Source organism: Pseudomonas sp. ASL3 (assembly GCF_056680425.1).
On sequence record NZ_CM155281.1, the window covers coordinates 3,353,141 to 3,366,899 of the forward strand.

Below are 13,759 nucleotides of genomic sequence, written 5' to 3' on the forward strand. Positions count from 1 at the left end.
GGACTTGGCGACTGTCTGCGCAAAACAATGACGGCACGCTAACTCCCTCCAAGTGAACACTATGATAACCAGACGGTGGTTTGTTTTTTACGGCAGTGCTTGCACCGCCCTGGCGGCAACAGGACTGCTCAACTGGCGCGCCCTGGCCGCGACACCTGCCATGCCGACCGGCTCTGGTGAAGTCTTCGAGGTGACCCACACCGAAGCTGAGTGGCGCGTACTGCTCACGCCCAGCCAATTCGAGGTGCTGCGTGAAAGTGGTACCGAACGCCCCGGCAGCAGCCCGCTCAACAATGAACATCGCACAGGTCGTTTTGCCTGTGCCGGTTGCCAGCTCCCGTTGTTTTCTTCCAGCACCAAGTTCGACAGTCACACGGGCTGGCCAAGCTTCACCGCCCCGCTCGAGCATGCCGTCGCGGAAAGCCGTGACACTTCGCTTGGGGTTGACCGCACCGAAGTGCACTGCCGGCGTTGCGGTGGCCATCTCGGCCACGTATTCGATGACGGTCCCGCACCGACCGGACTGCGCTACTGCATGAACGGCGTCGCCTTGACGTTCACTCCAGGTCAGGCCTGAAAAAGGATTCTCCGCCATGTTATTGATCATTTTGTCGTACCTGGGGGGTGTGCTGACCATTCTCAGCCCCTGCATTCTGCCCGTGCTGCCGTTCGTTTTCGCCCGCTCCGGTGAACCGTTCCGGCGCAGTGGGTTGCCACTGTTGTGTGGCATGGCGTTGACCTTCGCTGCGGTCGCCACCCTGGCGGCCATCGGGGGTGGCTGGGTGGTGCAGGCCAACCAATATGGACGCTGGCTGGCCATTGCGCTGATGGCGTTCTTTGGCGTGACCCTGCTGTTCCCGCATTTGGCTGATCGCTTGACCCGTCCGCTGGTGTCGATGGGTGATCGTCTGTCCAACTCGGCACGCACCGCGCAGGGTACGTCCAGCGTCAAGTCCTCGTTTTTGCTGGGGGTTGCCACGGGGCTGTTGTGGGCGCCCTGCGCCGGGCCGATCCTCGGTCTGGTGCTGACCGGCGCGGCCTTGCACGGTGCCAGTGTCGGCACGACCTTGCTGCTGCTGGCCTACGCCGCCGGGGCTGCTACGTCGCTGGCGCTTGCCCTGCTGATTGGCGGCAAATTGTTCACGGCGATGAAGCGTTCGCTAGGCGCTGGCGAATGGCTGCGTCGCGGTCTGGGCGCGGCGATGCTCTGCGGTGTCGCGGCGATCGCACTGGGCCTCGATACGGGCCTGCTGACCAAAGTCTCCACCGTGGCAACCGCCGGGCTTGAACAAAGGCTGCTGGATAGGTTCTCGCCCGCCGCACCACCAGTCGCCGTCGTCGCGCCTGAGGCTCAAGCCCCCTCTCATGAAACGAGCGACAGCATGATGAAGGTGGGCCTGAACAACGTCGCCCGTTCACCGCTGAACTTGCCCGTCGAAGGCGCGTTGCCCGACCTCTCCGGCGCGGTCAAATGGCTGAACTCTGCACCGCTGACCGCCGCAGACCTGAAGGGCAAGGTCGTGCTCGTCGATTTCTGGACCTACTCATGCATCAACTGCCTGCGCAGCCTGCCTTACGTCAACGCCTGGGCGAAGAAATACCATGATCAGGGTCTGGTGGTGATCGGCGTGCATGCGCCTGAGTTTGCCTTTGAGCGGGACTTCGACAATGTGCGCAAGGCGGTACATGATCTGGGCATCAACTACCCGGTTGCCCTCGACAACGACTTCGCCATCTGGCGCGCCTTCAACAATCAATATTGGCCTGCGCACTACTTCATCGACGCGCAGGGACAGATTCGCTACCACCACTTTGGCGAGGGCGATTACGCGCAATCAGAGCAAGTGATCCAGCAATTACTGAGCGAAGCCGGCCACAACAACGTTTCCAAAGACGTGGTCATCGCCGACGCTCAAGGCGTCCAGCAAAGTGCGGATGCTGCCGAGGTGGGCTCGCCTGAAACCTATCTGGGTTACCAACGTGCGGAGAACTTCGCGTCGGCTGGCGATCAGGTGACCGACAAGGCCCACACCTACGCCGCCCCGGTGCAACCAACCCTGAACCAATGGGGCCTGGCCGGCCAATGGACCGCCAAACCCGAGCAGGTGATCCTTGAACATGCGCCCGGCCGTATCGTCTATCGCTTTCATGCGCGGGACCTGCATCTGGTCCTCGGCCCCGGACCGAACGGCAAACCCGTACGCTTTCGGGTCAGCATCGATGGCGCCGCACCCGGCAAAGATCATGGCACCGACATATCCCCCAATGGTGACGGTACGGTGACAGCGCAGCGCCTTTACCAGTTGGTGCGCCAGACCGGTCCCGTTACCGATCGCACCTTTGATATTGAATTCCTGGACCCCGGCGTACAGGCCTATGCGTTCACGTTCGGTTGATCACGACACTTCAGGCAGTTGAAAGTGAGGATGAAAGACATGAGTACCTACAGATTTGGTAAACCTAAATTGAGCTTGGCGCTGAGTTGCGCGGGCGCAGTCGCGTTGATGGTGGGGTTATCGCTCCAATCAGCGTGCTCGGCCGAAAAGGCCGTCGCCATCGCCCCGCCCACCCTGGATGAGCCCGCCGGCACCGCCCATAGCGAGGTGGCCGTATTCGCCGGTGGGTGTTTCTGGGGGGTTCAAGGTGTGTTCCAGCATGTGCGCGGCGTAGAGAACGCGGTGTCCGGTTACGCGGGCGGCGCGGCGAACACGGCAGAATACGAACAGGTCGGATCTGGCGACACCGGGCACGCGGAGTCGGTACAGATCACCTACGACCCGACGACAGTCAGCTACGGGCGTCTGCTGCAAGTCTTCTTCTCGGTGGCCCACAACCCGACCGAACTGAACAGGCAAGGACCTGACAGCGGCACACAATATCGGTCGGCGATTTTCCCGCAGAACCCACTGCAGGAAAAAATCGCCAAGGCGTACATCGCGCAACTCGACGGGTCCAAGGTATTCAACGCACCGATTGTCACCCGGATTGAAGACAACAAGCGCTTCTACCCCGCCGAGGACTACCACCAGAACTACTTGACCCTGCACCCGAGCAGCCCCTACATCGCCATCAACGACCTGCCGAAAGTGGAGAACCTCAAGCAGATGGAACCAGCCCTTTATCGCGCTGATCCGGTGCTTGTGGGTAAATGATCACTCAGAGTCTGTAGGAGCTGACTTGTCTGCGAAGACCATACGGCGCGATCTGTCAGGCACACCGCGTTGAATGGCCTTCGCAGACAAGTCAGCTCCTACAGGGGATCGGTGCCCGACTTAAAATTTATATCTTATTTTTCAATGATTTACAGGCTTCTTGATGAGAGCGAATTTGTTTTGCGAACGGCCTGACACAACCAACCCTCAGATCCACACATCATTCTGCGCCGTCCTGTCGCCGCCCTCGGCCCCGGTATTGAGCACGCCGGTTGGCTCGATCAGCATCAGTTTCACTTCATGTTCGGCGTAGGGTTTGTGCTCGACACCCTTGCGCACGACATACAGTTCGCCAGCCGACAGCAGCACCGCGCCATCACGAAAATCGATACGCAACTGGCCGTCCAGGACGATGAATGTCTCATCGGTATCGGCGTGAGAATGCCAAACAAAATCGCCCTGAATTTTCACCACCTTGAATTGGTAATCGTTCATATGCGCAACGACTTTGGGCGTCCAGTGCTCACTGAACAGACTGAGCTTTTCAGCAAGATTGATGGCTTTATACGGGGTCTGGCTGGAGGGTTCCGTGTGCATGGCGATGCTTCCCAAGGTCAATGAACCCTGAGCCTAAGAGGTCGAGATTGGCCTCGTCTTGTACGATCTTGCAGCCTTGAGCCGATTGCGACGCCCGCTATCGAGCACCAAGCATCTTCAACCAGCGCCCCGGTGAAATGCCGTAGGCCCTGACGAAATGCCGAGTCATATGGCTTTGATCGGAGAACCCGGCTATCGCCGCTGCATCGGTCAGCGAATGGCCCTGAGTCATCACGCGCCGAACCTGATCGAGACGGCGCAGGGTCAGGTAACGGTAGGGACTGGTGCCAAACAGCGCACGAAAATCCCGCGACAGGCGCCAGCGATCCCGCCCGCTCACTGCCTCCAACTCGCTGAGGGTGACGTTGTGTTGCCATGAAGCCAGAAGAAATTCACGCGCCTTTTGCGCGGCCGGATAATCCGCGATTTGCCTGGCCGTGCGCACGCCCGACGCGGCTTGCAGCGCCGTGGCCAGGTCGAACAAGGCATCGTCCATTTCCAGCGGATCGATCGCGCTGGCCATGTCCTGAAGCAAGACCTGAGTCGCCGCGAAAAGACCCGGATCGCCGCTGATCCCGCCCTTGATAAAGGGCAACGGTTTGCCCCCCAGCACCTGCTGCAGGTGGGCCGGCTCGAGATAAAACATCCGGTAGTGAAAACCATCCTTGGTGCCGGCGTGTCCGTCATGGGGCTCATCGGGATGCAACACCATGGTCCGGCCAGGCAAGCTGTGCTGCAGGCTTTTGCCGTAATTGAAGCTTTGCACACCGGACAAGGTCCGGCCGATGGCGTAGGTATCGTGCCGATGCATCTCATAGCCATGGCCGTGAAAGAAAGCTTCAATCCGCTCCAGCTTTGGCGACTGTGTGGCGCGCAGCACCCAGTCTTTTCCCGCCACTACGGATGAATCGCCGATTGTGTGTTTACCCATGGTGAAGACTCAGGATCGAAGGTACGAATGGCACTACTGATAACACGTTCTTGATTTACTTTGCCAAAGCTCGCGTTTTTGTGATTTACGTCGAACAGCTGCTTGCGCAAAATACCAACCCATCGACTGACGCCCCCCGGCGCGGAACTGCCATGCCGACGTTACTTTTCTCGCGCCTCAAAGCCCGACGGTTAATCCTGCTGCTTATGGCGCTGGTAATCGTCGGTCTACCGGTGAGCTGCGCAGCGCTCAAGCACGAAGAACGCACGCTACTGTTCCAGATCGAGCCAGGCATCGCCAGTTGGTACCACGGCTTGCCCGCCGACGTTCAAGAGTTCGAACTCAAGGCGCCGACGTTCGGCGATTCGCAAAACATTCATGCCTGGTGGTGGCCGGCGGCTCAAGCCGATGCGCCAGCGGTGTTGTACCTGCACGGGACACGCTGGAACCTGACCGGCCAGTTTTTCCGCATCGAGCAATTGCGCGCAATGGGCTTTTCGGTGCTGGCCATCGACTACAGGGGCTTCGGTCAGAGCCAGGGGCCGCTGCCGTCGGAGACCACAGTGTACGAAGATGCGCGCATCGCCTGGGCGCGCCTGAAGGTCCTGCAACCCGAGGCCAATAAACGCCTGATCTATGGCCATTCGCTGGGCGGCGCAGTGGCGATTGATCTCGCCGCCGAACTGGGTCGCGACGCTGAACGTGATGGCGGCAAAAAGCAGGCGCGGGGCCTGATTATCGAATCGACCTTCACCACCCTGGCCGATGTGGCGACGGCTGTCGCCAAAACGTCGTTGCCGGTGCGCTGGCTGTTGTCGCAGAAGTTCGACTCCATCGACAAAATCGCCGACATTCACATGCCGCTGCTGATCGTGCACGGCACGGACGATCCCTATGTGCCCTCTCGCTTCAGTGAAGAGCTGTATCAGGCGGCGCAAGAGCCAAAACGCTTGCTGCTGGTCCCAGGCGGCACGCATAACAACAGCATGAATCTCGGCCGCGAAGCGTATAGCCAGGCGATTGAAGCGCTGCTGAAGTCCGGTAGCCCGTCGGTCAATGCTGCGCTCCCGATATCGAAACCTTCAGTGCCCAGCCAGAACACTGCGGCTGGGTAGCGCACCGCTCGTCGACTCCTTGTCTTTGTCACCACAACCTGTCGATCTACACGTCGGTCAAACGACTACAAGGTAGATACATGACTGCCGCCGTGGCGCAGGCAACCGCCCGCGCACCCTCGACAAGGCAACGTCAAGCAGAAGGAGAACACCTTATGAGTACCAGTTCTGTCAGACAAGCGAACGTGGAACAGCCTAACGTCGTGTCGCGCGAAGAATGGCTGGCGGCGCGCAAACAGCACCTGCTCCACGAAAAAGCCTTCACTCATCAGCGCGACCAACTCAGCGCCGAGCGTCGCGCCCTGCCCTGGGTCAAGGTCGACAAGGTGTATCGGTTCGAAGGCCCGAATGGCAAACAGCCCCTTGCCGAACTGTTTGGCCACAACAGCCAACTGGTCATCTACCACTTTATGTTCGGTCCTGGCTGGAAGGAAGGTTGCCATGGCTGCTCATTCCTGGCCGACCACTTCGATGGTGCCAACCTGCACCTGGCCCATCACGACGTCTCGCTGGTGGCAGTTTCCCATGCACCATGGCCTGAATTCCTGGCGTTCAAACGCCGCATGGGCTGGACGTTCAACTGGGTGTCGTCGGCAGGTAGCGATTTCAATGACGACTTCCAGGTCTCGCCCACGCGCGAGCAGATCGACGCTGGCAACGTCATCTACAACTACGAGACCAGCAAGGATCCCGGCGAGGAAATGCCCGGCCTGAGCGTGTTCTACAAGGATGCCTCCGGTGAGATTTTCCACACCTATTCAACCTATGCCCGGGGCCTGGACATGCTGGTCGGCGCTTACAACTTCCTCGACCTCACGCCCAAAGGTCGCAACGAGGAAGGCAACATGGACTGGGTGCGGCATCACGACCGCTATGAAGGCGTAGCGGCCGACAGCGATTCCGGTTGCTGCGGAGCCGATGCACCTGCGCCCTAACGCTTTATGGACCAGGCTCAACAGCCGCCTCGATTTGCAGGAGCTGCCGAAGGCTGCGATAAGGTTCCGGCACCGCGTCGCGGTTGATCGCAGCCTTCGGCAGCTCCTGCAGGGGATTTAGAACATCACATCAATACATACAACAGCACGATATTGACCACCAGCATCGCCAGTGCCGTGGGTATCTGGGCTTTGATCACCGCGTAACACCTGGATAAATACCTCGATCGGCTCTGTAAAGCTCGGGTAAAGCTCGTTCCCTTCTGCGGCTTTTTGGATTAATTATTATTAATCGCATTCAGATAGCGTGGGGATTCATCATGAGCAACATTCAAATCTGCATGTTTGCCTTGATCTCCATTGCCGTGCTCGGGGCCGTCAATTTCTATTTTGATTTCCTCCGTACCGGCAAGGTCAAAAAGGATAAATAGGCGCGCAGGTTCAGCTCAGGAAAGGCAAAACCTCGGCCAGCAGCAACCCCGGCTGCATTACCGCCTATCGGCAGGCGATACATGATGCGATGGGCTCTACTTCACTCAAGCAGGCGAATACGCTCGTCAGCCACATCAGGGTGATCGACTCTGCCGAACATAAGCTGCCATTCATCGCAGGCCTGAGCCCCACATGGAACTACACATCGTCATCGAGGGAAAGAAAGCGCTGGCCCAGCAGCTTTATCAGCAACTGCGTGAAGGGATTGAAAGTGGACAACTGGGCCCTGGCATACAACTGCCGCCAACACGGCTGCTGGCCGAGCAATTGGGGGTCTCGCGCAAGACCGTTGCCGAGGCGTACAACCGCCTGACCTACGACAATCTGTTGTCCGGCCGGGTTGGCGTCGGCACCTTCATCAACACCAGGATCCCCCGGCAGCAACCCGGTCTGAGCGAGTCGGAGCTGGCCAGTGCAACGGTGGTCGAACAGTGGCGCGGCCGGTATTCGCCATTGACTCACCACGGCGAGCAACCCGCCCTGCGTTTCGAGTTCCTCGGCGGTACGCCCGCCAGCAACCTGTTTCCCCATGATGAATGGCGGCGCTGCATTCTGTTTGCGCTGCGCCAGACCAGCCGTTCGCGCGGGCTGTACAACCAGCCGGAAGGCTTGCTCGAACTGCGTAGAGGAATCGCCCGGCATGTAGCGTTCTCACGGGGTGTGCGTTGTGTGGAGGACGATGTGGTGATCACCAGCGGTGCCCAGCAGGCGCTGGACCTGATCTCGCGAGTGTTGATCGAACCGGGTTGCCTGGTGGCCATGGAAGAACCCGGCTACCCACCCGCACGCCTGTTGTTCTCCGCTCAAGGCGCCCGGGTCACCGGGGTGCCCGTGGACGAGCAAGGCATTCGCAGTGAGCTTATCCCCGATGGCACGCGGTTGATTTATGTCACCCCGTCTCATCAGTTTCCGCTCGGCATGCCCATGAGCGTTGCTCGTCGCAAGGCCTTGCTGGCCCGGGCTCGGGAACTGGGTGCGATCATCATCGAAGACGATTACGACAGCGAATTCCGCTATGAAGGTCGCCCTACCGACTCCCTGCAAAGCATGGACAGCCAAGGCGTGGTCGCCTACATCGGGACCTTTTCAAAATCGCTGCTGCCCGAGTTGCGCCTGGGCTACGCCGTGTTACCCCCCGCGATCCTGAAAGCGGTCAGCATTGCCAAGCGCCTTTCCGACTGGCATACCGCGACCTTCACCCAATGGGCGCTGGCCAAGTTCATCAACGAGGGCTATTTGCTCAAACATATCCGCCGCTGCCATGAGGTCTATGCCAACCGACGCGAGCGGATTCTGGCGCGCCTCAATGGCGACTTGAGCCCGTGGTTCGAACCGTTGCCGTCGAACGCCGGGATTCATCTGGCCGTGAGTTGTAAAGTGACCGTCGATATTCCGTTGCTGGTGGAGCGCGCCCGACGGGCCGGGATCGGTCTCTATTCACTCGCACCCTGCTATCACAACAGCGACCCGATTCAGGGCCTGCTGATTGGCTACGGCGCCATTGAAACGCTGGACATCGACCCGGCGCTGGACGGCGTGCGCGACATTCTCATACAGATGAATTGAATGGTCTTCGGCGCATTGGACCCGGTAATTTCCCCGAAATTCGTGTTTGATGGAAGCCGATCACTGATCAATTCCCCAGATGTATCGCATAAGCACTATTGGTTGGCGGGCAGACTCGAGAATCGATGACACTGCCCTCCTCCGCGGACCGTCACTGTTTCAGGCACTGTCCGCATCATCTCAAAGGACAGGGTCGAGTGAACATGACAGCGGACATTCTCAAACTGGCGGCTTTTTCGGATGGCGATCAGGGCGGCAACCCTGCCGGTGTCTGGATCGGCGCGGAGCTACCGGACGAAGCGACCATGCAACGGGTCGCTGCCGAGGTCGGCTTCTCCGAAACGGTATTCGCCGCACCCATCGATAACGGTTGGCGTGTGCGTTATTTCTCGCCACAGGCGGAGGTCGCCTTTTGCGGTCACGCCACCATCGCCCTCGGTGCAGCATTGGCCGGAATCCAGGGCGATGGCGTGTTCAACCTGACGCTCAACGACGCGCAGATCACGGTAGAAGGCCACCAGCAGGGTTCATTGGTTTCAGCCGCCTTGCAATCCCCTCCGACCCACAGCGCAGCGGTCAATCCGGCGTTGCTGAACGAGGTGCTGGCGCTATTCGGCTACAGTGAGGCTGATCTTGACCTGCGCATTCCACCAGCGCTGATCAATGGCGGCGCGCAGCACCTGGTGCTCGCGCTCGACAGTCGGGAAAAACTGCGCGACATGCGTTACGACTTCAACACCGGTCGCGAATTGATGGTTCGGGCCGGTCTGGTAACGATCCTGCTGGTTTACGCCGAGACCGAGCAACGCTTCCATACCCGCAACCCCTTTGCCTTCGGCGGCATCTACGAAGACCCGGCCACCGGCGCGGCAACGGCAGCGTTGGGCGGTTATCTCAGGGATATCGGCTGGCCCCACTCGGGCGTTATCGACATCGTGCAGGGCGAAGACATGGGCAGTCGCTCACGCCTGCGGGCTGAAATCTCGCCGACCATCGGCAGTTCGATCCGGGTCTCTGGCACGGCGCGCACGCTTTAAGCTGTACAGGCTCAGACCTTCAAGATGCGACCACTCACCGCCACACCCAGCAGCAACACGGCAACGATCAGGAAGGCCAGGTTCAGGCTGCTGGCGTGAGCGATGAAGCCAATGAGCGCCGGACCGGCAAGGATACCGGCGTAACCCAGCGTGGTGATGGCCGGGACGGCAACGTTTTCTGGCATGACCTTTTGTCGTCCGACGGCACTGTAAAGCACCGGAACAATGTTGGAACACCCGGCACCGACCAGCGCATAACCCAGCAACGCCGCTTCCCAGGCAGGGACCAGCGTGGCCAGTGCCAGCCCCGCCGCGGCGCACAGGCCACCGAGAATGATCACGCGATTGGCCCCGACCCGGCGAACGATGGCATCGCCAAAAAACCGGCCGAGGGTCATGGTCAGGGCGAACAGCGCATAGCCCAAACCAGCATAAGAAGGATCGACGTCGCGCATGGAGCTGAGGAACACCGCGCTCCAGTCGAGCATCGCGCCTTCAGTCAGGAACACGGTAAAGCACAGCAGACCGATAAACAGCACCACGCCATGGGGTACGGCAAACGCCGGGCCATCGCTTTCGCTGCCGTAGGTGAGGAAGTGCGGCGAGGCCCTGAGCAGGGCAATGACGATAAACGCAACCACCACCCACATCGCGATCAACGGCGAAGCGCCCGCACTGAGCAAACCGCTGACGCCCCCTGCGCCGATGATTCCACCCAGGCTGAACAGGCCATGAAAGCCCGACATCATGGTCTTGCCGCTGGCCCGCTCAACGATGATCGCCTGAATATTCACCGTGCAGTCCAGTGCGCCCATGCTTGCACCAAACAGAAACAGCGTCGCCACCAGCAACGGCAGGCTGGAGACCGCCGCCAGCAACGGCAGGCACAGACAGACCAATACGCTCGATACGACCAATACACGGCGACAACCGAACCGGGCAGCGAGTACCCCCGCCAGCGGCATGGCGATGATCGAGCCAACACCAAGACACAGCAGCAACAGACCGAGGGTGCCGTCATCCAGCCCGACACGGGCCTTGGCATAAGGCACCAACGGTGCCCACGCGGCGACGCCGAAACCGGCGATAAAAAACGCGATACGCGTGGAAAGCTGCTCCAGCCGTCCAGGGATAACCGGCGCAGCGATGTTGATGGAAGTCATGCAGCGTCCTTCGAAAACGTCAGGCGGGTCCGACCTGGCAATCGACGTAGCCTAACAAAGCTCGCGGCTTAACCAAATGTTTCGCGTCGGATCAACTACCGTTTTCGCAGGCAAGCTGAACTGGTCCCACAGAGGACCGCATACCTTCTGTGGGAGCAGGCTTGCCTGCGAATGGCTTGATGCGGTCTGACTGCCATCAGAGCAGATTCAAGCCACCCAAGGCGACTTGCGGATGATGTCGACAAAGTTCAGCGGCTTGAAGCCTGGCAATCGTCGCGGTGTCACGTTATCTGCCAAACGTCCGTCATATCCTGCCATGACGGATCGGCTAGACTGTGCGCCGCTTCTCTCAGGGTCAAAACCGGAGAGCCTCTTCATACAACAAGCTCCCTATAAAAACTTGAAACCACGCGAGGGTGTTGTGGCAAAAGGCGTTGTACTGTCGGTTCTGGCCTCGATCCTGTTCGGGGTCATGTATTTCTATACCTCGCTGCTGACGCCCTTGAGCGGTGAGGAGATCTTCGGCTGGCGGATGCTCCTGACCGTGCCATGCGCGACGCTGTTCATGCTCAGCAGCGGCGATTGGCAACTGACTCGCCAGATCGGCCGACGCCTGCGGCAAAAACCGGCCCTGCTGATCGGCATGCTGCTGTCTTCGGTGCTGCTGGGCGCGCAGCTCTTGCTGTTCATGTGGGCGCCCCTGCATGGCCGTAGCCTGGAAGTGTCGCTGGGGTACTTTCTGTTGCCGCTGACGATGGTCATCACTGGCCGCATCGCCTATGGCGAACACCTGTCACGCCTGCAAAAGATCGCCGCCTTTTGCGCCCTGATCGGGGTCGCCAACGAGCTGTATCGGGTCGGCAGTTTTTCATGGGAAACCCTGGTGGTGGCCCTCGGTTATCCGATCTATTTCGTACTGCGGCGCAGGCTGGGCAACGATAACCTCGGCGGGCTCTGGTTTGACATGGCCCTGCTGCTGCCCGCCGCGATCTGGTTCATCCAGAACGGCGACCCCAGCGCCGTCGCCGAACATCCACGGTTGTACCTGTTGATTCCGCTGCTGGGCGTGATCAGCGCTTCAGCACTGGTCAGTTACATCCTCGCCAGCCGCCTGCTGCCCTTCAGCCTGTTCGGCCTGCTCAGTTACGTCGAACCGGTGCTGCTGGTCGGCGTCGCCTTGCTGCTGGGGGAAAGCATCGGCCGCGATGAATGGCTGACGTACCTGCCGATCTGGACCGCAGTGCTGGTGCTGGTGTTTGAAGGCAGCAAGCACCTGTTGGCCCATCGCCGCAGGAACGTCTCGTAACGGGTAACTGCCGGAGCGCTGATCGGCTCCGGCATCCGCGTCAGAACAGCTTGATGGTGTAGCTCAGGATCAAACGATTTTCGTCGATGTCCGTGCGATAGTTGGAGCGCGCGGTGACGTTGCGGATGCGCACGCCAACATCTCTGAACGGGCCGCTCTGGATGACGTAGCCGATATCGAGATCACGTTCCCAGTCCTTGCCTTCGAAGCCCTGCCCGGTGTTGACGTTATCGCCCCTGATATAGCGCACGCCCGTGACCAGACCCGGCAGGCCGATGGCGGCGAAGTTGTAGTCGTCGCGCAATTGCCAGGAATGCTCCTTGGGGGCCGCGAACTCGTAAGTCGGTACTTCGTTACCCAGCGGCGAGATGTTGTCGCCGACGCGCAGAAAGCCGTCTTTGCCATTGATCGCCTGATAGCCAAGGTAAAGGGTATTACCCCCATGGGCGGCGGACATCAACGAGTAGAACGCGCGGTTGTCGAGGCTGCCGGCCTTGCTCTGACCATCATCCTGCGAATCATAGAACCCCAGGTTCACTCCCAGGTTCCAGCTGCCGAACGGCTCGACGTGCTTGAGGTTGTAGAAACGCTGCTGGTAGATGTCCTTGAGTTGCGCCTGCCAGATACCGACCGTGGTGCGCTTGTCGTTGAAGGTGTAATCGGCGCCGGCATAGTTGAAGCGGTCAGACGTGATATTGGCGATGCGCCGCGGGTTGATCGGGTCGTTGATCAGCGCGTACATCGGCTGGTCGTTGCTGGAATCGCGCAGGTTGGTGGAGCGCAACTGACCGGCATTCAGGGTCAAGCCATCAATGTCGGTGGAGACCACACTAGCGCCCTGATAGCTCGGCGGCAGCAAGCGAATATCGCTGAACGTCAGCACCGGCAGATTGGGTTGCAGCTCGCCGACCCGCAGCTCGGTCTTGGCCACTTTCATCTTCAACGTGCCACCCAGCTGACTGTATTCGTCGGCAGAACTGCCGTCGCTGTGCAGGGGCAGCAAGCCAGTCTTGACCCGATCCGGACTGCTGTCGAGTTTGATCCCCATCACGCCCTGGGCATCGACACCGAAACCCACTGGTCCCTCGGTGTATCCGGACTTCATGGTGAGAATGAAACCCTGCGCCCACTCCTCGGCCTTGGACTGTTTGTTGGGGCCGATGATGCCGGAGTAGTCGCGGCTGAAGTAATAGTTGCGCGCTTGCAGGGTTGCGGTCGAGTCCTTGAAGAATGCGCTTTCGTCTGCATGGGCCACATCGTAAAAACCACCGCCCACCGCGGCTGAAACCATCACGCCGATGACACTCTTATTATTTTTCATGCTGTCACTCTTGTTTTTATTAGAACAAACGATCCCCATGCCGCGGCGTGCGTTTGAAAACGCCGCAGCGGTCAGTCTGAAATCAATGGGGTGTTACCTGGCCTCGTCGACCAGGGTGTGGACGTCTATTTTGCGCATGGCAGG

At 59.7% G+C, this 13,759-nt stretch carries 13 protein-coding genes; 8 read left to right on the plus strand and 5 right to left on the minus strand.

The window, feature by feature from the left end:
• Positions 1-61: 61 nt before the first annotated feature.
• The 3 genes from msrB to msrA are packed head-to-tail and all read left to right on the plus strand — an operon-like array spanning position 62 to position 3,152.
• Positions 62-577, plus strand: a complete 516-nt coding sequence (gene msrB / locus AC1MEE_RS15485) for a peptide-methionine (R)-S-oxide reductase MsrB (RefSeq protein WP_480410489.1) — start codon at positions 62-64, stop codon at positions 575-577.
• Between the two features lie 16 nt (positions 578-593).
• Complete coding sequence (locus AC1MEE_RS15490) at positions 594-2,396, plus strand: cytochrome c biogenesis protein DipZ (RefSeq protein ID WP_480410490.1); 1,803 nt, start codon at positions 594-596, stop codon at positions 2,394-2,396.
• A 39-nt stretch (positions 2,397-2,435) separates the two neighbouring features.
• Positions 2,436-3,152 carry a peptide-methionine (S)-S-oxide reductase MsrA gene (gene msrA / locus AC1MEE_RS15495; RefSeq protein WP_480410491.1) on the plus strand — a complete coding sequence of 239 codons (717 nt, stop codon included), beginning with the start codon at positions 2,436-2,438 and terminating at the stop codon, positions 3,150-3,152.
• A gap of 207 nt (positions 3,153-3,359) precedes the next feature.
• On the opposite strand, the gene AC1MEE_RS15500 is transcribed toward msrA, so the two are convergent.
• Together AC1MEE_RS15500 and AC1MEE_RS15505 are read right to left on the minus strand one after the other, a co-directional pair.
• Complete coding sequence (locus tag AC1MEE_RS15500) at positions 3,360-3,749, minus strand: cupin domain-containing protein (protein WP_480410492.1); 390 nt, start codon at positions 3,747-3,749, stop codon at positions 3,360-3,362.
• Positions 3,750-3,846: 97 nt separating this feature from the next.
• Positions 3,847-4,680, minus strand: coding sequence for an AraC family transcriptional regulator (locus AC1MEE_RS15505; protein ID WP_480410493.1), 834 nt, complete (start codon positions 4,678-4,680; stop codon positions 3,847-3,849).
• Between the two features lie 152 nt (positions 4,681-4,832).
• Here AC1MEE_RS15505 and AC1MEE_RS15510 point away from each other — a divergent pair, with 152 nt between their 5' ends.
• Together AC1MEE_RS15510 and AC1MEE_RS15515 are read left to right on the plus strand one after the other, a co-directional pair.
• Entirely contained in the window at positions 4,833-5,795 is a 963-nt protein-coding gene (locus AC1MEE_RS15510; protein ID WP_480410494.1) for an alpha/beta hydrolase, read from the plus strand.
• Positions 5,796-5,950: 155 nt separating this feature from the next.
• The gene (locus tag AC1MEE_RS15515; protein ID WP_480410495.1) at positions 5,951-6,730 is read left to right on the plus strand and encodes a DUF899 domain-containing protein; all 780 of its coding nucleotides are present in this window, start codon (positions 5,951-5,953) and stop codon (positions 6,728-6,730) included.
• Between the two features lie 125 nt (positions 6,731-6,855).
• On the opposite strand, the gene AC1MEE_RS15520 is transcribed toward AC1MEE_RS15515, so the two are convergent.
• Positions 6,856-6,930 carry a hypothetical protein gene (locus AC1MEE_RS15520; protein ID WP_480416239.1) on the minus strand — a complete coding sequence of 25 codons (75 nt, stop codon included), beginning with the start codon at positions 6,928-6,930 and terminating at the stop codon, positions 6,856-6,858.
• A 424-nt stretch (positions 6,931-7,354) separates the two neighbouring features.
• Here AC1MEE_RS15520 and pdxR point away from each other — a divergent pair, with 424 nt between their 5' ends.
• Both pdxR and AC1MEE_RS15530 read left to right on the plus strand, forming a co-directional pair.
• Positions 7,355-8,788: a MocR-like pyridoxine biosynthesis transcription factor PdxR gene (gene pdxR, locus AC1MEE_RS15525; protein ID WP_480410496.1), complete on the plus strand. Its 1,434-nt coding sequence runs from the start codon at positions 7,355-7,357 to the stop codon at positions 8,786-8,788.
• Between the two features lie 203 nt (positions 8,789-8,991).
• Positions 8,992-9,825, plus strand: coding sequence for a PhzF family phenazine biosynthesis protein (locus tag AC1MEE_RS15530; RefSeq protein ID WP_480416240.1), 834 nt, complete (start codon positions 8,992-8,994; stop codon positions 9,823-9,825).
• 11 nt (positions 9,826-9,836) lie between these two features.
• On the opposite strand, the gene AC1MEE_RS15535 is transcribed toward AC1MEE_RS15530, so the two are convergent.
• On the minus strand, positions 9,837-10,988 hold the full coding sequence (locus AC1MEE_RS15535; RefSeq protein ID WP_480410497.1) for an MFS transporter: 1,152 nt from the start codon (positions 10,986-10,988) through the stop codon (positions 9,837-9,839).
• Positions 10,989-11,409: 421 nt separating this feature from the next.
• Here AC1MEE_RS15535 and rarD point away from each other — a divergent pair, with 421 nt between their 5' ends.
• Positions 11,410-12,294 (plus strand): EamA family transporter RarD, encoded by an 885-nt coding sequence (gene rarD / locus AC1MEE_RS15540; RefSeq protein ID WP_480410498.1) that lies wholly within the window; start codon positions 11,410-11,412, stop codon positions 12,292-12,294.
• Between the two features lie 40 nt (positions 12,295-12,334).
• Here the strand turns inward: rarD and AC1MEE_RS15545 are convergent, their stop codons facing one another.
• On the minus strand, positions 12,335-13,615 hold the full coding sequence (locus AC1MEE_RS15545) for an OprD family porin (RefSeq protein ID WP_480410499.1): 1,281 nt from the start codon (positions 13,613-13,615) through the stop codon (positions 12,335-12,337).
• Positions 13,616-13,759: the final 144 nt, after the last annotated feature.